The organism is Streptomyces sp. TRM49041 (genome assembly GCF_008271805.1).
Classification (GTDB): Bacteria; Actinomycetota; Actinomycetes; order Streptomycetales; family Streptomycetaceae; genus Streptomyces.
In genome coordinates, this window is sequence record NZ_VSRY01000076.1 from 42038 (window position 1) to 63293 (window position 21256).

The 21256-nt window shown below is 72.7% G+C and carries 15 protein-coding genes and 1 pseudogene; 11 read left to right on the forward strand and 5 right to left on the reverse strand.

The window, feature by feature from the left end; translation table 11 throughout:
• Positions 1-91 precede the first annotated feature (91 nt).
• On the reverse strand, positions 92-568 hold the full coding sequence (locus FVS66_RS05700) for a hypothetical protein (protein ID WP_149179890.1): 477 nt from the start codon (positions 566-568) through the stop codon (positions 92-94).
• 63 nt (positions 569-631) lie between these two features.
• On the reverse strand, positions 632-2185 hold the full coding sequence (locus FVS66_RS05705) for an MFS transporter (RefSeq protein ID WP_149179891.1): 1554 nt from the start codon (positions 2183-2185) through the stop codon (positions 632-634).
• A 355-nt stretch (positions 2186-2540) separates the two neighbouring features.
• Between FVS66_RS05705 and FVS66_RS05710 the strand changes: the two genes are divergently transcribed.
• The 4 genes from FVS66_RS05710 to FVS66_RS05725 all read left to right on the forward strand — a co-directional run bounded on the left by FVS66_RS05710 (position 2541) and on the right by FVS66_RS05725 (position 10593).
• Positions 2541-3329, forward strand: coding sequence for an ABC transporter ATP-binding protein (locus FVS66_RS05710; RefSeq protein ID WP_149179892.1), 789 nt, complete (start codon positions 2541-2543; stop codon positions 3327-3329).
• Positions 3326-5929, forward strand: coding sequence for an ABC transporter permease (locus FVS66_RS05715; RefSeq protein WP_149179893.1), 2604 nt, complete (start codon positions 3326-3328; stop codon positions 5927-5929). The genes FVS66_RS05710 and FVS66_RS05715 overlap by 4 nt, the downstream gene beginning before the upstream one ends.
• 311 nt (positions 5930-6240) lie before the next feature.
• Entirely contained in the window at positions 6241-9795 is a 3555-nt protein-coding gene (mfd, locus tag FVS66_RS05720) for a transcription-repair coupling factor (RefSeq protein ID WP_149179894.1), read from the forward strand.
• 51 nt (positions 9796-9846) lie between these two features.
• Positions 9847-10593, forward strand: a complete 747-nt coding sequence (locus tag FVS66_RS05725; protein WP_149179895.1) for an N-acetyltransferase — start codon at positions 9847-9849, stop codon at positions 10591-10593.
• Between the two features lie 78 nt (positions 10594-10671).
• Here the strand turns inward: FVS66_RS05725 and FVS66_RS05730 are convergent, their stop codons facing one another.
• Both FVS66_RS05730 and FVS66_RS05735 read right to left on the reverse strand, forming a co-directional pair.
• Complete coding sequence (locus FVS66_RS05730; RefSeq protein WP_149179896.1) at positions 10672-11469, reverse strand: hypothetical protein; 798 nt, start codon at positions 11467-11469, stop codon at positions 10672-10674.
• Positions 11470-11588: 119 nt separating this feature from the next.
• Complete coding sequence (locus FVS66_RS05735) at positions 11589-12416, reverse strand: DUF4352 domain-containing protein (protein ID WP_149179897.1); 828 nt, start codon at positions 12414-12416, stop codon at positions 11589-11591.
• A gap of 197 nt (positions 12417-12613) precedes the next feature.
• Here FVS66_RS05735 and FVS66_RS05740 point away from each other — a divergent pair, with 197 nt between their 5' ends.
• The 3 genes from FVS66_RS05740 (at position 12614) to FVS66_RS05750 (ending at position 17139) form a co-directional block, all read left to right on the forward strand.
• The gene (locus FVS66_RS05740; RefSeq protein WP_262386826.1) at positions 12614-14806 is read left to right on the forward strand and encodes an N-6 DNA methylase; all 2193 of its coding nucleotides are present in this window, start codon (positions 12614-12616) and stop codon (positions 14804-14806) included.
• Between the two features lie 105 nt (positions 14807-14911).
• A complete protein-coding gene (locus tag FVS66_RS05745; protein WP_149179898.1) occupies positions 14912-15586 on the forward strand; it encodes a hypothetical protein in 675 nt (224 codons plus the stop codon).
• The gene (locus FVS66_RS05750; protein ID WP_149179899.1) at positions 15583-17139 is read left to right on the forward strand and encodes a serine/threonine-protein kinase; all 1557 of its coding nucleotides are present in this window, start codon (positions 15583-15585) and stop codon (positions 17137-17139) included. Before FVS66_RS05745 ends, FVS66_RS05750 begins: the two co-directional genes overlap by 4 nt.
• 196 nt (positions 17140-17335) lie before the next feature.
• Here FVS66_RS05750 and FVS66_RS05755 read toward each other — a convergent pair whose 3' ends face one another.
• On the reverse strand, positions 17336-18154 hold the full coding sequence (locus FVS66_RS05755; RefSeq protein ID WP_149179900.1) for a class I SAM-dependent methyltransferase: 819 nt from the start codon (positions 18152-18154) through the stop codon (positions 17336-17338).
• A gap of 666 nt (positions 18155-18820) precedes the next feature.
• Between FVS66_RS05755 and FVS66_RS35720 the strand changes: the two are divergent.
• The 4 genes and pseudogenes from FVS66_RS35720 to FVS66_RS05775 all read left to right on the forward strand — a co-directional run.
• Positions 18821-19057: pseudogene (locus tag FVS66_RS35720) on the forward strand (glycosyltransferase); the annotation flags it as partial.
• Positions 19054-19473, forward strand: coding sequence for a GtrA family protein (locus FVS66_RS05765; protein WP_149179917.1), 420 nt, complete (start codon positions 19054-19056; stop codon positions 19471-19473). The pseudogene FVS66_RS35720 and the gene FVS66_RS05765, both read left to right, overlap by 4 nt.
• 83 nt (positions 19474-19556) lie before the next feature.
• Positions 19557-20207, forward strand: a complete 651-nt coding sequence (locus FVS66_RS05770) for a SurA N-terminal domain-containing protein (RefSeq protein ID WP_149179901.1) — start codon at positions 19557-19559, stop codon at positions 20205-20207.
• 10 nt (positions 20208-20217) lie between these two features.
• Positions 20218-21228, forward strand: coding sequence for a nucleoside triphosphate pyrophosphohydrolase (locus FVS66_RS05775; RefSeq protein ID WP_149179902.1), 1011 nt, complete (start codon positions 20218-20220; stop codon positions 21226-21228).
• The last annotated feature ends 28 nt before the right edge of the window (positions 21229-21256 follow it).

Consider the following 21256-nt stretch of genomic DNA (forward strand, 5'->3'; position numbering starts at 1 on the left):
CGCCGACAGTGCGTGAGCCTCGACGTGGAGAGCGTGCGGGCCCCCGCACATACGCTGCGAGGGAGTCGTGCTCTCTTGGTGCGGCGATACTTCAGCCCGTGACGAACGCTGCGTACCCCACTGGGACTTCGCTCACCCGCAGGTCGGAGAAGACCAGCGTCAGGCGGTGGGCGTTCGTGTCGATGCGGACTTCGTGGAAGTCGACACCTACGGCTTGGCGCCACCGGCCGGCCGTGTCGGACTGGGGGAGGAGTCTCGCGCCTGGGTACAGGGCATGCCACTTCACGCCCCACACGTATCCGTCGAGGCCGGCGTCCCCTGTCTCGCCTTCGATGAGTCGGTCGTCCAGGGAGGCCCGCCACGTCTCGGACGACAGCGTCGTTTCACATCGGGCCTCGACGCAGTAGCGGAACAGGTACCTGAGGTAGGCGGGCTCGATGCCGGTGCGGGGGTCGGCCGTCGCATGGATGACCACTTGATAGTCGCGCATGTAGTCGGTGAAACCGTGGTGCACGACGGCGTGATCGAAGGTCTCGTCCAACAACTGTTCCAGCAGTGCCACGTCCATCGGAGCGTTCTATCAGGCGTGACCGCACGGCGAGGTGGGGCGGGAGAGTGCCCTTGTGGCCGTTCAGTCCGCCTCGCCCTCACGGAGGACCGGGAAGCGGCGGGGTGCGAGGAGGAGCAGGGCCAGGACGGCGAGGGCCGCTGCCGCTGCCGCGCCCAGGTAGACGTACTCGACCGCGGCGTCCACGGCGCGGCGCAGGGACTCCGCCGCGGCCGGGGCCAGGGCGGCCGGGTCGGAGAGGGCGCGGGCGGCCGTGTCGAGGTCGGCGGAGGAGCCGAGGTGGGCGGTGAGGGTCGTGTTGGCGACCGCGCCGAACAGGGCCGCGCCGAGGCTCTGGCCTGTCTGGCGGCAGAAGAGGACCGAGCCCGTCGCCGTGCCCCGCTCGGACCAGCCGACCGTCGACTGGACGCCCACGATCAGCGGCAGCTGGAACAGGCCCAGTGCCGCGCCCAGGACCAGCATGAGGAGGGCCGGCTGCCAGGGCTCGCCCGGGTACGGGAGGAGGGGGAAGACCAGCAGGGTGAGCATCGCCAGGGTCATGCCGATGAGTGCCGACTGGCGGAAGCCCACCCGCCGGTACACATGGTGCGAGAACGACGCGCTCAGCGGCCAGCTGAGGATCATCACCGAGAGGACGAAACCCGCCGCCATCGGCCCCAGCCCCAACACCGCCTGCGCGTACGTCGGCAAGAACACCGACGGTGCCACCATCAGCAGCCCCAGCGCCCCCAGCGCCAGGTTGACCGCCGCGATCGGGCGCCGCCGCCACACCCAGCCCGGCACGATCGGCGCCACGGCACGGCACTCCACCAGCACCGTCGCGGCGACCAGTACCGCACCGGCGCCCAGCAGCCCGAGCGACGGCGCCGACAGCCACGGCCACGCCACCCCGCCCTGCACCAGCGCGGTCAGCACCACCGCGCCCGACGCGAACACCAGCAGCGCGCCCGGCCAGTCGACGCGCGGGCGGCCCGGGAGGCCCGGGAGGTGGGCGCGCTGCGGCTCGACCAGGTAACGGACGGTCAGCCAGAGGGCGAGGCCGCCCACCGGGAGGTTCACCAGGAAGATCCAGCGCCAGTCCGCGTACGTCGTGAGCAGCCCGCCCACCGCCGGTCCCGCCACCGCCGACGCCGCCCACACCGACGAAAGCCGCGCCTGGATCTTCGGGCGCTCCTTCAGCGGGTACAGGTCCGCCGCGATGGTCTGCACCGTGCCCTGCAACGCCCCGCCGCCCAGGCCCTGCAGCACCCGGAACGCGATCAGCGACGCCATGTTCCAGGCGGCCGCGCACAGCAGTGAGCCGACGAGGAACAGCACGATGCCCACGACCAGGACCGGTTTCCGGCCGTACGAGTCGGAGAGCCTGCCGTACACGGGGATGGTGACCGTGACCGCGAGCAGGTAGCCGGAGAACAGCCACGAGAAGACCGAGAAGCCGCCCAGGTCGCCGACGATCTGCGGGACCGCCGTCGCGATGACCGTGCCGTCGAGCGCTGCCAGCGCCATCGCCAGCATCATCGCGGCGACCACCGGGGCGCGGCGCGGGCTCCTGGGAGAAGGGGTCGGCTCCCGGGGCGGGGCCTGGCTCGGTCGTACGCCGTCCGTACCCTCCGCCACCTGCGTCCCTTCCCTCCGCGGCCGCCTTCCCGGGACACCTTCTCACTCGCGCGAGCCGGGAAAACAGGTTGGGGCCGTGCGGCGATGCCTGGTACCCAAGGGGGAGACGGCTCCTCCAGGAGTCCCCCGCGGGGGTGGGGGCCCCTAGGGGGAGCTACTTACTTCAGCCCAGGGTGCGGTCGTCCCCGTGGAGGACGAGACGGTATCCGGCCATTCCTTAACTTGTACTTACGGGTGGGACGGGGCGGCCGGGCCGGGGCGGTCATTCGGATTCCTGCTGTTCGTCTCGTTCGTCTCGTTCATCTCGTTCGTCTCGTTCATTTCGTTCCGTTCCGTTCAATCGAGGAGAGTTATCGTGACCACGGCTGTCACCACTCCCCAGCACGGGGGCACCGGAGGGCGTACGGCCGTCGCCGCGCGGGTGCGGCAGGTCGTCAAGGCATACGGGGCGGGGGAGACCCGGGTCGTGGCCCTCGACCACGTCGACGTGGACATCGCCCGAGGGCAGTTCACCGCGATCATGGGCCCGTCCGGCTCCGGCAAGTCCACGCTCATGCACTGCCTCGCCGGACTCGACACGGTCACCGGCGGCGAGATCCACCTCGGCGATGTGGAGATCACCCGGCTCAAGGACAAGCAGCTGACCCAGCTGCGCCGCGACCGGATCGGCTTCATATTCCAGGCGTTCAACCTGCTGCCCACCCTCGACGCGCTCGAGAACATCACGCTGCCCATGGACATCGCCGGCCGCAAACCCGACAGTGAGTGGCTCAGGCGGGTCGTCGAGACCGTCGGGCTCGCCGACCGGCTGGGGCACCGGCCCGCCCAGCTCTCCGGCGGCCAGCAGCAGCGCGTCGCCGTCGCCCGGGCCCTCGCCGCCCGCCCCGAGATCATTTTCGGGGACGAGCCGACCGGCAACCTCGACTCCCGGGCCGGCGCCGAAGTCCTCGGCTTCCTGCGCCGCTCCGTCGACGAACTCGGCCAGACCATCGTGATGGTCACCCACGACCCCGTCGCCGCCTCCTACGCCGACCGCGTCCTGTACCTCGCCGACGGCCGCATCGTCGACGAGATGCTCAAGCCCACCGCCGAGGCGGTCCTCGACCGTATGAAGGACTTCGACGCCCGGGGGCGCACATCATGACCGTACTCAAGACCTCCCTGCGCAACTTCCTCGCCCACAAGGGGCGGATGGCGCTGTCCGCCGTGGCCGTCCTCCTGTCGGTGGCCTTCGTCAGCGGCACCCTGGTGTTCACGGACACCATGAACACCACCTTCGACAAGCTCTTCGCGACCTCCACCCCCGACGTCACCGTCAGTCCCGCCTCGGCGGAGGGCGACGAGGAGATATCGGCCACCGGAAGGCCCGAGTCGCTGCCCGCTTCCCTGGTGGAGAAGGTGGCGGCGGCCGAAGGTGTCGCCTCCGCCGAAGGGGTCGTCACCTACCTGGCCGCGACCGTCGTCGACGCCGACAACAAGAACCTCGGCCCGACCAGCGGCGCCCCGACCATCGCGTCCAACTGGACCCAGGGCGACCTCCGCACCATGGAGGTCGGCTCCGGCCACGCCCCGCGTGGCCCCACCGACGTCATGGTCGACGCCGGCACCGCCGAGAAGCACGGCCTGAAGATCGGCGACGAGGTGCGCACCATCTCCGTCGCCGGCGACTTCACGGCCAAGGTGTCCGGTATCGCGTCCTTCAAGATCACCAACCCGGGTGCGGCGGTCTTCTTCTACGACACCGCCACCGCGCAGCGTGAATTCCTCGGCGGCGAAGGCCGGTTCACCGACGTCACGGTCATGGCCGAGTCCGGCGTCAGCCACGAGCAGCTGAAGCGGAACGTGGCCGCCGCGCTCGGCGGCGGCAGTGACGCCGACGCCGGCGGCTACCACCTCCAGACGCAGGCGGAGGCCGCCGACTCCATGAGCGAGGACGTCTCCGGCTTCCTCGACGTCATGAAGTACGCCATGCTCGGCTTCGCCGGCATCGCTCTTCTCGTCGGTGTCTTCCTCATCGTCAACACCTTCTCCATGCTGGTCGCCCAGCGCACCCGCGAGATCGGCCTGATGCGCGCCATCGGCGCCAGCCGTAGGCAGGTCAACCGGTCCGTCCTCGTCGAGGCCGTACTCCTCGGCGTCGTCGGCTCGGTCGCGGGTGTGGCCGCCGGGGTCGGGCTCGCCGTCGGGCTCATGGAGCTGATGTCGTCCATGGGCATGGAGCTGTCCACGCAGGACCTGACCGTCAAGTGGACCACCCCGGCCGTCGGGCTGTTCCTCGGCATCGCAGTCACGCTGCTCGCCGCGTACGTCCCGGCCCGCCGCGCCGGGAAGGTCTCGCCGATGGCCGCCCTCCGCGACGCCGGCACCAGCGGCACGACGGACGGCCGCGCCGGACGCGTACGCGGTGCTGTCGGCCTGGTCCTGACGGGCGCCGGAGCGGCCGCCCTGCTGGCCGCGGCCGGTGCCGACCAGGCCGCCCGGGGGTCGCTGTATCTGGCGGCCGGGGTGGTCCTCACCCTCGTCGGGTTCGTCGTCGTCGGACCGCTGCTGGTCGGCGGGGTCGTCCGGGTGCTCGGCGCGATCGTCCTGCGGGTCTTCGGCCCGGTCGGACGCATGGCCGAGCGCAACGCCCTGCGCAACCCGCGCCGCACCGGCGCGACCGGCGCCGCCCTGATGATCGGGCTGGCGCTGGTGGCGGGTATGTCGGTGGTCGGCTCGTCGATGGTCGCCTCCGCGACGGAGGAGCTCGACCGGTCCGTGGGCGCGGACTTCATCGTCCAGCCCACCGCTCCCGGGCAGACGATCGTGCCGCAGGCGAAGGCCGCCATGGAGAAGTCGCCCGGACTGGCCCACGTCACCGAGATCACCCTGGCGGTTGTCACGCTCACCGCCCCCGACGGCACGAGCGAGAAGACCGGCCTCGTCGCCGCCGAACCGACGTACGAGCAGGACCTGCGCCGCGAGGTCGTCGCGGGCGACCTCGCCGCCGCTTACGGCGCGGACGCGATGTCGGTCGGCGACGAGTACGCCGACCAGCACGGTGTGAAGGTCGGTGACACCCTCACCGTCGCCTTCCAGCACGGCCGGACCGCGAAGCTGAAGGTCGCGGCGATCACCTCCGACGACACCAGCGTCGACGCGGGCGGGAAGTACACCAGCCTCACGACCGTCGAACGGTACGTACCCGCCGAGCGGATGCCCGCGACGCTGCTGCTCCTCGCCAAGGCGCGGGACGGCGGTGAGGCGGCCGCGTACACCGCGCTGAAGGACGCGCTCGCGGACTACCCGCAGTACACGGTGCGCGACCAGACCGACTACAAGAAGGAGATCCAGGACCAGGTCGGCCAGCTCCTGAACATCGTCTACGGGCTGCTGGCGCTGGCCATCATCGTCGCGGTGCTGGGCGTGGTGAACACCCTGGCGCTGTCCGTGGTCGAACGGACCCGGGAGATCGGCCTCCTGCGGGCGGTCGGCCTCTCCCGCCGCCAGCTGCGCCGCATGATCCGCCTGGAGTCCGTGGTGATCGCCCTGTTCGGCGCCCTGCTGGGTCTCGGCCTCGGCATGGGCTGGGGCGCGGCGGCCCAGAAGCTCCTCGCCCTGGAGGGCCTGGGCATCCTGGACATCCCGTGGCCGACGATCCTGACGGTCTTCATCGGCTCGGCCTTCGTGGGGCTTGTCGCCGCGCTGGTCCCCGCCTTCCGCGCGGGCCGGATGAACGTCCTGAACGCCATCGCGACGGAGTAGGCCGGTTCTCCCGCGGGGGGCGGTTCTCCCGCGGGGGCCCGTGTGGGCCGGTTCCCCCGCAGGCGTGGAGGGCGCGCCGCGCGGCCGTGCCGCGGGTACGCCTGTGCCGCGGGTGCGCCCGTGCCGCCGGTCGCCTACCCCCGGGTACGCCCGCCCCCGGTACGCCCACGCCCCCGGATACCCGTGCCACGGGTATCCGGGGGCGTCTGTCACCGCGGCGTCGTAGGCTGGAGACCCCCGGCCCGTGACGCGTGCCGGGTGGTTCGCGTTGCCCCACACCTCGCACCACCACTCCTGGGATGGATGTCTCCATGAGCCTGCACGGTCTGCTCGACGCCGTCGTCAAGGACCCCGCCCTCGCCGAAGCCGTCAAGGCGGCCGCCGACGGGCACCGGGCGCATGTCGACCTGGTCGGTCCGCCCGCCGCGCGGCCCTTCGCCGTGGCCGCGCTGGCCAGGGAGGCGGGGCGGCCGGTGCTCGCGGTGACGGCGACCGGGCGGGAGGCGGAGGACCTGGCGGCGGCGCTGCGGTCGCTGCTGGACCCGGACGGCGTGGTGGAGTACCCGGCCTGGGAGACCCTCCCGCACGAGCGGCTCTCGCCCCGCAGCGACACGGTCGGGCGGCGGCTCGCGGTGCTGCGCAGGCTCGCGCACCCCTCCGCCGACGACCCCGCCACCGGGCCCGTACAGGTCGTCGTCGCCCCCATCCGTTCCGTACTCCAGCCCCAGGTCAAGGGGCTCGGCGAGCTGGAGCCGGTCAGTCTGCGCACCGGGCGCACGGCCGACCTGGACGAGATCGTCGAGGGCCTGTCGGCCGCCGCCTACCAGCGCGTCGAGCTCGTCGAGAAGCGTGGCGAGTTCGCCGTGCGCGGCGGCATCCTGGACGTCTTTCCCCCCACCGAGGAGCATCCGCTCCGCGTCGAGTTCTGGGGGGACGACGTCGAGGAGATCCGGTACTTCAAGGTGGCCGACCAGCGGTCCCTGGAGATCGCCGAGCACGGGCTGTGGGCCCCGCCCTGCCGGGAGCTGCTGCTGACCCCGCAGGTGCGGGAGCGCGCCGCCGCGCTGGCGGAGGCGCACCCCGAGCTGGGCGAGCTGCTCGGCAAGCTGGCCGAGGGGATCGCCATCGAGGGCATGGAGTCCCTGGCCCCGGTCCTGGTGGACGACATGGAGCTGCTCCTGGACGTCCTGCCCGAGGGCTCCATGGCTCTCGTGTGCGACCCGGAGCGGGTGCGTACCCGGGCCGCCGACCTGGTGGCCACCTCCCAGGAGTTCCTCCAGGCGTCGTGGGCGGCCACCGCGGGCGGCGGCGAGGCGCCCATCGACGTCGGCGCAGCGTCCCTGTGGTCGATCGCCGACGTACGGGACCGGGCCCGCGAGCTCGGAGTGCTCTGGTGGTCGGTGTCACCGTTCGCGGCCACGTTGACATCGGCCGACGAGCCGGCGGGGGAGCCGGAGCAGGACACCCTCAAGCTCGGCATGCACGCCCCGGAGGCGTACCGCGGCGACACCGCCCGGGCCCTCGCCGACACCAAGGGGTGGCTCGCCGACGGCTGGCGCACCGTCTTCGTGACCGAGGCGCACGGCCCCGCCACCCGCACGGTCGAGGTGCTGGGCGGCGAAGGCGTCCCGGCCCGCCTCGAAGCGGACCTCGCCGTCGTCTCCCCGTCCGTCGTGCAGGTGGCGTGCGGCTCCATCGAGTACGGCTTCGTCGACCCCGGTCTGAAGCTGGCCGTGCTCACGGAGACCGACCTGTCGGGCCAGAAGGCCGCCGGCAAGGACGGCCGCCGCATGCCGACCCGCCGCCGCAAGACGATCGACCCGCTCACTCTGGAGGCGGGCGACTACATCGTCCACGAGCAGCACGGCGTCGGCCGGTACATCGAGATGGTGCAGCGCACCGTCCAGGGTGCCACCCGCGAGTACCTGCTCGTCGAGTACGCGCCCGCCAAGCGCGGCCAGCCCGGGGACCGGCTCTACATCCCCACCGACCAGCTGGAGCAGGTCACCAAGTACGTCGGCGGCGAGGCCCCGACCCTGCACCGGCTCGGCGGCGCCGACTGGACCAAGACCAAGGCGCGCGCGAAGAAGGCCGTCAAGGAGATCGCCGCCGACCTCATCAAGCTGTACAGCGCGCGCATGGCGGCACCCGGGCACGTCTTCGGCCCCGACACCCCGTGGCAGCGCGAGCTTGAGGACGCCTTCCCGTACGCGGAGACGCCCGACCAGCTGTCCACCATCGCCGAGGTGAAGGAGGACATGGAGAAGTCGATCCCCATGGACCGGCTGATCTGCGGCGACGTCGGCTACGGCAAGACCGAGATCGCCGTCCGCGCCGCCTTCAAGGCGGTCCAGGACAGCAAGCAGGTCGCCGTCCTCGTCCCCACCACGCTCCTCGTGCAGCAGCACTTCGGCACGTTCAGCGAGCGGTACGCGCAGTTCCCGGTCTCCGTGAAGGCCCTGTCCCGTTTCCAGTCCGACGCGGAGGCGAAGGCCACCCTGGAGGGACTGAAGGACGGCTCGGTCGACGTCGTCATCGGCACGCACCGGCTGTTCTCCTCCGAGACGAGGTTCAAGGACCTCGGCCTCGTCATCGTCGACGAGGAGCAGCGCTTCGGCGTCGAGCACAAGGAGCAGCTGAAGAAGCTCCGCGCGAACGTGGACGTGCTGACGATGTCCGCGACGCCCATCCCCCGTACGCTCGAGATGGCCGTCACCGGCATCCGCGAGATGTCGACGATCACCACCCCGCCGGAGGAGCGGCACCCGGTCCTCACCTTCGTCGGCCCGTACGAGGAGAAGCAGATCGGTGCGGCCGTCCGCCGTGAACTGCTCCGTGAGGGCCAGGTCTTCTACATCCACAACCGCGTCGAGTCGATCGACCGCGCCGCCGCCCGGCTCCGCGAGATCGTCCCCGAGGCCCGCATCGCGACCGCGCACGGCCAGATGTCCGAGAACGCGCTGGAGCAGGTCGTCGTCGACTTCTGGGAGAAGAAGTTCGACGTCCTCGTCTCCACGACGATCGTCGAGTCCGGTATCGACATCTCCAACGCCAACACCCTGATCGTGGAGCGCGGTGACAACTTCGGCCTGTCGCAGCTCCACCAGCTGCGCGGCCGCGTCGGCCGTGGCCGGGAGCGCGGCTACGCGTACTTCCTGTACCCGCCGGAGAAGCCGCTGACCGAGACCGCGCACGAGCGGCTCGCGACGATCGCCCAGCACACCGAGATGGGCGCCGGTATGTACGTCGCCATGAAGGACCTGGAGATCCGCGGCGCGGGCAACCTGCTGGGCGGCGAGCAGTCCGGCCACATCGCGGGCGTCGGTTTCGACCTGTACGTACGGATGGTGGGCGAGGCCGTCGCCGACTACCGGGCGTCCCTCGAAGGCGGAGTGGAGGAGGAGCCTCCGCTGGAGGTCAAGATCGAGCTGCCGGTCGACGCGCATGTCCCGCACGACTACGCGCCGGGCGAGCGACTGCGCCTCCAGGCGTACCGGTCGATCGCCTCCGCCAACACGGAGGAGGACATCAAGGCCGTACGGGAGGAGCTGACCGACCGGTACGGCAAGCTGCCCGAGCCGGTCGAGAACCTGCTCCTGGTGGCCGGGCTGCGCATGCTCGCGCGCGCGTGCGGGGTCGGCGAGATCGTGCTCCAGGGCAACAACATCCGCTTCGCGCCCGTGGAGCTGCGCGAGTCGCAGGAGCTGCGCCTGAAGCGGCTGTACCCGCGTACGGTCATCAAGGCGCCCGCGCGGCAGATCCTGGTGCCCCGTCCGACGACGGGCAAGATCGGCGGCAAGCCGGTGGTGGGGCGGGAACTGCTGGCGTGGACGGGTGAGTTCCTGACGACGATCCTGGGATCGTAGAAGGCGGAAAACAGCTGGTTCGCGGGCGGCGGGGCGTGCCAGCCTGCCCGTATGGACCTGAAGATCAGCACCCTCGCCGAGCGGCCGGAACTGGTGGACGCCATGTGGCGGATGCCGAACCTGTGGCCGGAGTTCATGCTCCACGACCCGGTCTCCGATATCGCCTACGACTGGATGGTCGGCGAGATCCCGGAGCATGTGCAGGTCGCGGTGGACGGCGACGGGGTCGTGGTGGCGCGCTCGTTCAGCGTGCCGTTCGCACTGGCCGCCGAGGGCCGGGGCGCGCTGCCCGCGAAGGGCTGGGACCAGGTGCTGCTGTGGGGGATGGACGACCGGCGGGAGGGCCGGAAGCCCGACACGACGAGCGCGATCGAGATATCCGTCTCGAAGGCGGCGCTGGGCCGTGGCCTGTCGTCGCGGATGCTCGCCGCGATGCGCGACAACGCCCGGGAGCGGGGCTTCGACGAGGTCGTCGCCCCCCTCCGGCCCAACGGCAAGCACCTGGAGCCGCGTACGCCGATGGCCGAGTACGTCTCCCGTACCCGGCCGGAGGACGGGCTGCCGCACGACGCGTGGCTGCGGGTCCATGTGCGGGCGGGCGGCGTCGTCGACTCGGTGGCGCCTGCCTCCATGACGGTCACGGACTCGGTGGAGCGGTGGCGTTCCTGGACCGGGCTGCCCTTCGACACTGACGGGCCGGTGGAGGTCCCCGGCGCGCTGGCTCCGGTGCGCTGTGAGGCGTCCCAGGGGTACGCCGTGTACGTCGAGCCGAACGTGTGGGTACGCCACCGGCTGTGAACGCGCGAGGGCGAGCCGGGATGGCTGCTCCCCTGCGGCAGCCTCCCCGGCTCGGTCCCTGTGTGAGCTCCGTGCTCTCTAGGCGCTCTCGGGCTCGCTCTCGGTCTCGTTCGCGGGCTCGCTCGCGGTCTCGTCGAGGTCGAGGATGTCCTTGGCGGCGGGCGCCTCGGCGGTGACGGGCTTGTTGTAGTCGGTGAACGTGATCGTGCCCGGCTCGTCCCCGCCCTTGACCACGATCTTCAGCAGATAGGGCTCGCCCTCGGTGGCGACGTAGGTCGTGGTGGTCTCCTCGCCGTCCGACTCGATGAGCTTCAGCGCCTTCTTGCCGTTGACGGTGGTCTCCTCGCCCTTGCCGGCGAGGTTGACACCGGTTTCCAGGTCCGCGAGGAGAGAGCCGAGTTCGCACAGTTCGAGGCTGTCCTCGGTCTCAGGGTCCGAGGCGTCCGTCTTCATCCAGCGGCCCTTGAGTTCCTTGAGGATCTGCTCCGTCTCCTCCGGTGAGCCGTCCTTGTTCTCCTCGCGCAGGAACGCCTCGTCGAAGCGGAGGTAGGCCACGCCGCCGGTCTTGATCATCTCCATGGTCCCGGTCCCTATGGACAGGGTCCCCGAGCAGCGCCCCTCGGTGTCGACGGCCATGTATGCCTTCGTGGTGCCGTCGGTGGCGCTGGTGGTGGTGAGGTTGAACCTGAGGGACTCGGCCGTCTTGGTCGCCTTGATGGACTTGTTGAGGATCTGCGGCCCGGACAGGCCCGCGAACGGGCCCGTCTCCTCCTTCTTCTCCGCCGCCTGCCCGCCCGTCAGGCCGCAGGCGGTGAGGGAGAGGACGGCGAGGGAGCTGAGGCCGAGCCTGAGAGCGGTGTCGAGGCGGGCGGGCATGGTGGTTCTCCAGTTGAGCGCGAGGAGCGGGGGAGGGGGAAGAGGGAAGGGGGAAGGGGGGAGGTAGGCCGGAGCGAGGGGAGGGGAGGAGCTGAGCGCCGGTGGAGGCGCTCAGCGGGTCAGAGCTTCAGTTCCCACTGGTGGGCCTCGTGCTCCAGGCCCGGGCTGACCTCGACGGTGAGGGTCTTCGCGTCGGCCGGGGCGTCGAAGGCGTACTGCGTTGTGGCCTTCTTGCCGGGCACGATCGTGCCGGTGAAGTCGTCCAGGCCGTCGTCGTAGATCTGCGGGGCGGCCACGCCGTTCGCACCGGCGCGGGCCTCCAGGGTGACCAGGTCGGCGTTGAACTTCTCCTTGCCGCCGTTCTCGATGACGACGGTGACCATGTACGCCTTGTTGCCCTCGGTGTGGTCGAGCGCGCTCTCGGTGGGCTTGTAAGCCTTGGCCGCCGAGATGGTGATCTTCAGGTCGTCGTCGTAGATGACGGTCTCGTCGGCGCCGAGCACCTCAGGGACCTTGGCGCCGTCCGTGCCGTCACCGCTGCCCGCGCCCGTGTCCGTGCCGGTGCCCGCCTCACCGGTGGTCTCCTTCGGAGCGGTGTTGCCGAGCTCCTTGTTGAGCTCGGTGACGGCCTCGTCCACGGCCTTGTAGGTGATGACCGCGCCGACGACGGAGAGGATCAGCGCCGCCAGGCCCAGGATCGCGCCCGTCGTCGTCACGCCCTTGTTGGTGGCCTCGCCGCGCTTGACGCGGCCCCGGCCGGACAGTCCGAGGATCAGGGCGATGAGGCCGAGGATGCCCGCCAGCCAGAAGAACAGCGGGATGAAGCCCGAGATCGTGCCGATGACGCCCAGCACCAGGGCGGCGGTGCCGAGCCCGTTGCGTGCCGGTGCGGCCGGGCCGGGGGCGGGCTGAGGGGTGCCGTACTGGGGCTGCGTGGGGTGGGACATGGGTGTGCCCTCCAGACGAAGACATGACGTGTGGTCGGAGCCTTGGCGCAGCCCCGTGTAGCGACGGGTCAATCACAGCAGAGCTTGTGAACCGAGTCAACACAGCTCACACCTTCTCGGTCGACTCACACTGTGAAAGAGTGCGTCGTGCGAGCGCCGTAGGATCGGCCACACAGTTGGACGGAGGGAGCGGCCAGGTGCCGGAGAACGCAACAGAGGTGACCGCCGCCGGAATCGCCAGGCTCGCCGGTGTGGGCCGGGCCGCCGTCAGCAACTGGCGGCGCCGCCACCCGGACTTCCCCAAGCCCGTCGGCGGCACCGAGTCCAGCCCCTCCTTCGCGCTCGCCGACGTCGAACGCTGGTTGCGCGCACAGGGCAAGCTCGCCGAGGTCCCCCTGCGGGAACGGGTCTGGCAGCAGGCCGTGGGCCACCCCGCCGGGGCCACCACGGGCCTGATCCACGCGGGCTGTGCCCTCCTCCTCGTATGGGACAGGCCCGCCGCCTGGCTGGAACACGCCGTCGTGCCGGACGAGCGCCTGGCCAAGGCGCTGCCCACCGTGTTCGACGAGGTCCTGACCGCCCGCCTCGGCGCCGACCGTGCCGTACCGACGCCCACCGCGGAGGCGCTCGCGCCCTCCGTACCGCTGCTGCGTGCCGCCGCCGACCTCGCCGGCGAAGCCGGCGAAGCCGCCGAAGCCGCCGAGGCCGCCGAGGCCGCCGAAGCCGAGGCCGGCGGCGCCCGCGGCTCCGGCGGCGCCCGGCAGGCGTTCGAGTTCCTGCTGGGCCGCCACCTGGACGCCAACCCCCGCCAGTACACGCTCACCCCGCCGGGACCGGCCGCCCTCATGGCCGCCCTCGCCGCACCGCCCGGCCGCGGCGGCGGCACCGTCCTCGACCCCGCGTCCGGCACCGGCGCCCTGCTGCGCGCCGTCGAGCGGCCCACCGCCTTGTACGCGCAGGAAGCCGACCCGGACCTGGCCGCCCTCACCGCCCTCCGCCTCGCCCTCCACACCGACGCCGAGGTCCACGCGCGTGTGGGCGACTCCCTGCGCGCCGACGCCCACCCGCACCTCACCGCCGACGCGGTCCTGTGCCACCCGCCCTTCAACGAGCGCAACTGGGGCCACGACGAGCTGGCCTACGACCCGCGCTGGGAGTACGGCTTCCCCGCCCGCACGGAGTCCGAGCTGGCCTGGGTCCAGCATGCCGTCGCCCGGCTCCGCCCCGGCGGCACGGCCGTCCTGCTCATGCCGCCCGCCGCCGCGTCCCGCCGCTCCGGCCGCCGCATCCGCGCCGACCTGCTGCGCCGCGGCGTGCTCCGCGCGGTCGTCGCCCTCCCGGCCGGTGCCGCGCCCCCGTACGGCATCCCCCTCCACCTGTGGGTGCTGCGCAAACCCGCCGCCGCGTCGCCCGGCGGGGCGCCGTCGCCCGAGCTGCTCCTCGTCGATACCACCGCGTACGGCGCGGCGGGCCGCGACAGGCTCGACTGGCAGGCCGTCCACACCGCCGTACTCGACGCGTGGACGCCCTTCGAGCAGCACGGCACCGTCGCCGAACGGCCCGGCACCAGCCGCTCCCTGCCCGTCATCGAGCTGCTCGACGACGATGTGGACCTCGCGCCCGCCCGCCATCTGCCGCCCCCGGCCGCAGGCGGCGCCGCCGAACTCGCGGCCGTACGGGACCGGCTGGCCGCCGAGCTGCGCCGCACCGCCGAGCTGACCCCGCCCGCCGCCCCGCTCACCCACCCCGCCGCGCCACCCGGCCACACCGCCCCGCCGCGCCCGCCCGGCGTCACCGTCGGCGAACTCGCCCGCAGCGGCGCCCTCCGCCTTCACGCGGGCGGCACGGGCACCGCAACCGCCACCGCCGGCACAACCGCCACCGCCGGGGCCGGCACCGGCGCGGCCCGCGTCCGGGTGCTCACCGAACAGGACGTCCTCACCGGCCAGGAACCCACCGGCAGCCTCCCCGAAGGCCCCGCCGGGGGCGAGGAACCCGTCCTCCTCCGCACCGGTGACGTCATCGTCCCCGTCCTCGGCGGCGGTTCCGTCGCCCGCGTCGTCGACGAGGCCACCGCCGGCGCCGCCCTCGGCCGCAACCTCCAGCTCCTGCGCCCCGACCCGGCCGCCCTCGACCCCTGGTTCCTCGCCGGGTTCCTGCGCGGCACCGCCAACCAGCGGCAGGCCAGCAGCTACGCCTCCACCGCGACCCGGCTGGACGTGCGCCGCCTCCAGCTGCCCCGGCTCCCGCTCGCCGAGCAGCGGCGGTACGGCGAACGGTTCCGCACCCTGGCCGAGTTCGAGCAGGCCCTCCGGCAGGCGGGCCGCCTCGGGGAGCAGCTGGTGCGCGGCATGTACGACGGGCTGACGGACGGCACGCTCACGGCTTGATCTCGGTTCGGGGTTCTGTACAACCCTGGAGCTCTTGTCGGTGTCGCTGTATACGCTCGACCCCGTATCAGACGAGTAGCACCACCCTGTCCCCCTGGAGCAGCCATGTACGGCCCCGGCCATGTGACACCGCAGCGTCGTACGCCGACCCATGTCGTCGTGCTCCGCGTCGTGTTCGCGCTGCTGCCCCTGCTGAGCCTGGGCTTCCTCACGGGGGCGACGATGGTGCGGCTCGCGGTGGTGACCCGCCGGGCGCGGGACTGGTGGCTGTTCGGCGTGTCCGTGGTGGTCACGGTCACCTGCCTGGCGTTCCTCCCCGAAGGCGACGTCGAGTCCACACAGGCGGACCTCGCGGTGGGCGGTGTCCTGCTGAACGCGGCGCTGTTCACGGGGTACTACCTGTACGCCGACATCCGCCACCACGACACGCGCGTCGCGGCCCGCCCGGCCGCCAACCCGTACGCGGCGACATACCCGGGGACGACGGGCGGGTACGGCTACCCGCAGCCGCAGCCCCCCGCGCGGCCGCAGCTCCAGCCGTACGGGCAGATACCGCCGCCCGCCGCGGCCCCGTACGCGCAGCCGCAGACCCCGCAGCCGCAGGCACCGGCCCAGCAGCCCCACGTCCAGGCACCGCGGCCGCAGCCGCAGCCGCAGCCCGGGCCCCAGCCCCAGCCGCAGCCGCAGCCCGACGCGGGTGCCGCGCCGCCGCGCATCCAGCAGGTCCGCGCCGAGCTGGACGAGCTGAGCGATCTCCTCCGCAAGGACGAGCCCAGGTGAACGGACGGGTCATCACCGACCGGTACGAGCTCTCCACGGTCATCGGCCAGGGCGGCATGGGCCAGGTCTGGACGGCGTACGACCGGCGGCTGGACCGGCGCGTCGCCGTCAAGCTGCTGCGCCCCGACCACATGGCCGCCGCCACCGCCGCCGACGAGATGCGCCGCCGCTTCGTCCGCGAGTGCCGGGTCACCGCCCAGGTCACCCACCCCGGCCTCGTCACCGTCCACGACGCGGGCAGCGACGGCGACGACCTGTACCTGGTCATGCAGTACGTGGAGGGCGCCGACCTCGCCGACCACCGCGCCGAGCACGAGCCGTACCCCTGGCCGTGGGCCGTCGCGGTGGCCGCCCAGCTGTGCGCGGTGCTCGCCGCCGTCCACGCGGTGCCGATCGTCCACCGCGACCTCAAGCCGCGCAACGTGATGGTGAAGCCCGACGGCACGGTCACCGTCCTCGACCTGGGCGTGGCGTCCGTCCTCGACACCGACACCACGCGCCTCACCCACACCGGCTCGCCCATCGGCAGCCCCGCCTACATGGCGCCCGAGCAGGCCATGGGCGGCGCCGTCGGCCCGTACACCGACCTGTACGCGCTCGGCGCGCTGCTCCACGAACTGCTCAGCGGCGACGTGCCGTTCGCCGGCTCCACCGCCCTCGGCGTACTGCACCGCCACCTCTACGAGGCCCCACTGCCCATCCGGCAGCTGCGCCCCGAGGTCCCCGAGCCGCTGGAGGCGCTGGTCCTGCGGCTCCTGGCGAAGGACCCGCAGCACCGGCCGTCCGGCGCGCAGGAGGTGTACGAGGCGCTCGCCCCGCTGCTGCCCGTGCGCGGCGCCGCCCCGGCCGGGCCCATGGACCCGACGCGCCCGTTCCTGCGCCCGCTCGCCCCGTGGCCCGACCGCGCCACCGCGCCCGCCGCCCCGGCCCCCGTACCGCCGCCGCCCACCGCCTCACCTGCCGCGACACCCGCCGCCGGGCGGCCCGACGTCGCGGCGGCCGTCGACGAGGTGAAGCGGCTGCTCGGCGAGGGCCGCATCACGCAGGCCGTGGACATCCTCGGCGCGATCCTCCCGGCCGCGGCCGCCGAGCACGGCGAGCACTCGACCGTCGTACGGATCCTGCGCAAGCAGTACGCGACGACGCTGATGGACGACGGCCAGTACCGGCGCGCCCTGCCCGAGCTGCGCCGGCTCGCCGACGACCGGGCGGCCGAGGCGGGCCCGGCGGACCCGCAGACCCTCCAGTTCCGCCACGACGCGGCGCTCTGCCTGGAGCAGCTGGGGCAGGCGGCCGCCGCGCTGGCCGAGTACCGGGCGATCCTGCCGTACTACGAGAGCGCCCGGCAGCAGCCCGGCGGCGACCCGAGCCGCGCCTTCGGCATCCGCCACCGCATCGGCCACCTCCTGTTGACCACGGGCGACCACTCCGGCGCCCACCAGCAGCTCCAGAACCTGCTGTACGACACGGAGCGCACCTACGGCCCGTACCACCCGCTCGCCGCGGAACTGCGGCGCGCACTCCAACACCAGCAGGAGCTGCGCGGCTTCTAGGCCGTGCCCGGCGGCTCCTCCCCACCCCGCCCCTTCCCGGTCAGGGGCTCCGCCGCGAGCCCCGCTCCTCACACTCCGGAGGGGCTGTGCTTCTGCCCGTCTGCCCGTCTGCCCGTCTGCCCGTCTGGGGGTCTGGGGGTACCCCCTGCTCGAAGAGCTCGGGGCAGTTCGAGGACGAACGCTGTCAAGGCGGGAGCTAGGCCGCCGCCCTGAAGTACCCCGAGTCCGCGACGCTGCCGAGGGCGGCGAGGCCGGGGCCCGCCGTGTCGCCGTCCAGGACGACGACCGCGTCCGGTCCCGCCAGCTCCCGGACCGCCTCCGGCCGGTGGTCGCCGTTCACGATCACGACGCCGTACCGCCGGTCGGCGACGCGCTCCCGTACGGCCGGGTCGGCGAGGGCGCCGCGCACGAGGCGCGCGTCGGGCTCGTCGCCCGGGCGGCCGCCGCCCAGGGCGAGATTGCAGCGGACCACGTCCTCGCGGGTCGGGGTGCCGTCCAGCGGGTCGACGATGGTCAGCCGCGACTCGACGCCCTCGCGCCGCAGCATCCGCCGCAGCGCCGCCGCGAACAGCCCGTGCAGCGTGCCGACCTCCAGCACGTCCAGCACCGCGCCGTTCGCCGGTGCCAGGATCGGTACGGCCGTGAGCCGCCCGCACACGTCGGACACGGACCCGCCGATGCCGCCCACGCCGAGCGCCTCCAGCGCCACCAGGTGGCGGTAGGCGACGGTGATGTCGCCCCGGACACGCTCACCCGGCGCGCCCGTGACGCTCCGCACCTCGCCGACGAGCCTGTCCACCTGCGTGGGCGTCGGCATGCGGTGGGCGTCGCGGCCGGCGTGGTCGAGCAGCAGCCCGAGCCCGTAGCTCTGCCGCCGCAGATCGGCCACCTCGTGGTGCAGGGCGTCGAGGTCCTGCTGGAACGCGGTCGTGACACGGTCCATGCGCTGCTCGACCAGGGAGAACGCCGGCCGCAGCAGTCGCCTCGCCAGCGGATTGCTCAGAAGAGAGGGCATGCGGGGCAAGCTACGCCGCGCCGGCCGTTTCCCGGGCCAAGGCACGGTGGTGCACGGGTGAAGTCTTGGTGGCGTGGAGGCGACCCACTCGCCGGACGCGCACGCCCGCTCCCACCGACACCACCAGCGCGACCGCCCCGGCACGCGCACCGCCCGGAGCCCCGGCGGCCGGAACGTGCAGCTCACCGCCCTCTCGCCACCGGACACGTCCACGGCGACCAGCCCCGGGCACTCCCCGGCCGGCCGCCCCTGGCACCGCCACCCCGCGATCCACGGCGCCGTCGGCACGGCCACACCCCGGGCGCCGGGCGGCAGTTGGGCCCGCACGCCGTCGCCGTCGGGCACGAGCGCCCCGGCCCTGCCACACCACCCGCACGCCCGCCGCACGCCCGCCCGCGGCCCGGCCGGGCGGCCCGAGTCGCCCGGCCGCCGTGCCGGTGAAGTCGGGCGCCCGGGCGAAGACGTCGCTGCCGACCGGACACACGCCGTCCGCGGGGAGGTCGTAGACGCGCGATCCGAGCAGCAGCTCCTGGTTTCGGAACGCGGATACCCCGTACCGGAGTTCCCGCCCGCGGGCCCGGGCCCGGGCCCGGACACGGCTTCCGCCTCCGCCCCGGCCTCCGACCCCGATCCGGCCCCAGGCCCGCTCCTTGAGCAGCGCTCTGCGCGGCGTGGATCGTCGGCGACGCGCTCCTCTACGGTGTCGAAACCCCCGGATATGTCACCCTGCCGGTGGCCGTCACGGCACTCGCCGGAGTCCAGATGGTGATGCCGGGTTTGATCAGGGAGTATGTGGGCCGTATCCGATACGAGGTGAAACGGTGCCCGCACTTCCTGGTGAAGGCGACCAACGCCGCGGCGCCGAGCACGAGACCGTCCCCAGGGGAGTTCACCCGAAGATGACCGGCGTCAGCGGCCAGATCGTCAGGTTCGCCCTGGTGGGCGTGGTGAACACCGCCACCTACTACGGCTGCTACCTGCTCCTCCTGACGCTCGGCCTGCCGTACGTCGCCGCGCACGTCGTCGCCTTCCTGCTGGCGATGACCGGCTCGTTCTTCCTGAACAGCTACTTCACGTACCGGACGCGCCCCACGTGGCGGAAGTTCCTCCTGTTCCCGCTGACGAACGCCGCCAATTTCGTGATCACCACAGCCGGGGTGTACCTGCTGGTGGACGTGGCCGGGATGTCCAGCCGCTACGCTCCGCTGCTCGCCGCCGCGGCGGCCATTCCGATCACCTTTCTCGTCTCCCGGACGATCATGCTGCGGCCCGAGACCCCACGGGACCGTGACTCGTTGGCAGAAGTGGCTCCGAAGTAGTGGCCTGGGCCACAGTCACTGCTTACCATCGATCACCGCAAGGTCGTTGACACTGACGTACGACCCACGCCGGGAGGCCCCCTTTGCACCGCCGCCGTCGCACCGCGCTCTCCGTCTCCGCCGCGCTCATCGCCGCGGCCCCGCTCCTCACCGCCTGCGGCAGCGACGCCCACCCAGGCGCGGCGGCCGTCGTCGGAGGCGACCGGATCGAGACGTCCGCGCTGCAGGCCCAGGTGCGGGACGTCCGCACGGCGCAGGAGGCGTCGCCGCAGGCCGAGGAGCTGATCAAGGCCACCGGTGACCTGAGCCGCGAGAAGCTCAACAGCATGATCTTCGACCGGGTGGTGGAGAAGGTCGCCGCCGACGCGGGCGTCACCGTCAGCCGCAAGGAGATCCAGCAGACCCGGCGCGCCGCCGCCCAGCAGTACGGCGGCGACAAGCAGCTCGCCGAGATGCTGCTCCAGCAGCAGGGCATCGCCCCCGACGAGATCGACGACGTCGTCCGCCGCAACATCCTCATGAACAAGGTGGCGGACAAGCACGGGGTGGCGAACACCCCGGATGGCCAGAAGAAGCTCACCGACCTGTTCACCGCCGCGTCCAAGGCCCTCGACATCGACGTGAACCCCCGGTACGGCACCTGGGACAACGACAAGATCCAGCTCGGCCGCTACGAGGCCCCCTGGCTCCGCCAGGTCACCCAGGACCCGGCGACGGGACCGGAGGGGTTGTAGGTTCATTGGGGTGAACGCTCAGCACGCAGACACCCCGCAGGCCACCGAAGCTTCGGGTGCTCCGGACACCGGCCGCATCGTCCTCCTCACCACCAGCCACCGGGTGGCACCCGGTGTGCTGTCCTGGCCGGCGTGGCAGACCCTGCACGCCGCGGACGAGGTGCTCTGCCCGGACCCGGACCACCCGCAGCTCCCGTACGTCCAGGAGACCGGCGTGCCGGTCCGGACCGCTGCACCTACGGCCCAGGACCTGGTGGACGCGTGCGCCGGTGGCCGGACGGTCGTGGTCATCGCCACCGGCGAGGGCGACCGCCCTCTCACCGACGGCCTGGCCCGCCTCGCCGGCTCCGGCCGCGTCGCCATGCCCGACCTGGAACTGCTCCCCGGCTCGTACGACCTGCCGGGCGCCCGCCTCCTGGACCTCGTCGAGGTCATGGACCGCATCCGCCGCGAGTGCCCCTGGTCCTCGCAGCAGACCCACAGGGGCCTCGCCAAGTACGCCATCGAGGAGGCGTACGAACTGGTCGAGGCCATCGAGGACGGCGACCGCGACGAACTCCGCGAGGAACTCGGCGACGTGCTCCTCCAGGTCGTCTTCCACGCCCGTATCGCGGAGGAGGCGGAGGAGGAGCCGTTCTCCCTCGACGACGTGGCGGGCGGGCTCGTCGAGAAGCTCATCCACCGCCACCCGCATGTCTTCGGCGACGAGGCCGCCGAGACGCCCGAGGAGGTCAAGGAGCACTGGCTCCGCACGAAGGCCGCCGAGAAGCGGCGCGCGTCGGTGACGGACGGCATCCCGCTGGGCCAGCCGGGCCTCGCCCTGGCCGCCAAGCTGGCCAGCCGGGTCCGCCACGCGGGCCTGGAGGTGGACATCCCCTCGGGCGAGGGCATCGGCTACGCCCTCCTGACCATGGCCGTACTGGCCGAGGCGGACGGCGTCGACCCCGAGGCCGCCCTGCGGGCAGCCGCCCGCGCGTACCGGGACGCGATCCTCGCGGCGGAGGGGCACGGGGATCGGTAACGTGGCCGTCCGGCCGTGAGGGCGGCCG

Excerpts from the sequence above, each read along its gene's own strand:
- FVS66_RS05700 (WP_149179890.1), bottom strand. The coding sequence starts at position 568 with ATGGACGTGGCACTGCTGGAACAGTTGTTGGACGAGACCTTCGATCAC.
- FVS66_RS05715 (WP_149179893.1), top strand. The coding sequence starts at position 3,326 with ATGACCGTACTCAAGACCTCCCTGCGCAACTTCCTCGCCCACAAGGGG.
- mfd (WP_149179894.1), top strand. The coding sequence starts at position 6,241 with ATGAGCCTGCACGGTCTGCTCGACGCCGTCGTCAAGGACCCCGCCCTC.
- FVS66_RS05725 (WP_149179895.1), top strand. The coding sequence starts at position 9,847 with ATGGACCTGAAGATCAGCACCCTCGCCGAGCGGCCGGAACTGGTGGAC.
- FVS66_RS05730 (WP_149179896.1), bottom strand. The coding sequence starts at position 11,469 with ATGCCCGCCCGCCTCGACACCGCTCTCAGGCTCGGCCTCAGCTCCCTC.
- FVS66_RS05735 (WP_149179897.1), bottom strand. The coding sequence starts at position 12,416 with ATGTCCCACCCCACGCAGCCCCAGTACGGCACCCCTCAGCCCGCCCCC.
- FVS66_RS05745 (WP_149179898.1), top strand. The coding sequence starts at position 14,912 with ATGTACGGCCCCGGCCATGTGACACCGCAGCGTCGTACGCCGACCCAT.
- FVS66_RS05755 (WP_149179900.1), bottom strand. The coding sequence starts at position 18,154 with ATGCCCTCTCTTCTGAGCAATCCGCTGGCGAGGCGACTGCTGCGGCCG.
- FVS66_RS05765 (WP_149179917.1), top strand. The coding sequence starts at position 19,054 with ATGACCGGCGTCAGCGGCCAGATCGTCAGGTTCGCCCTGGTGGGCGTG.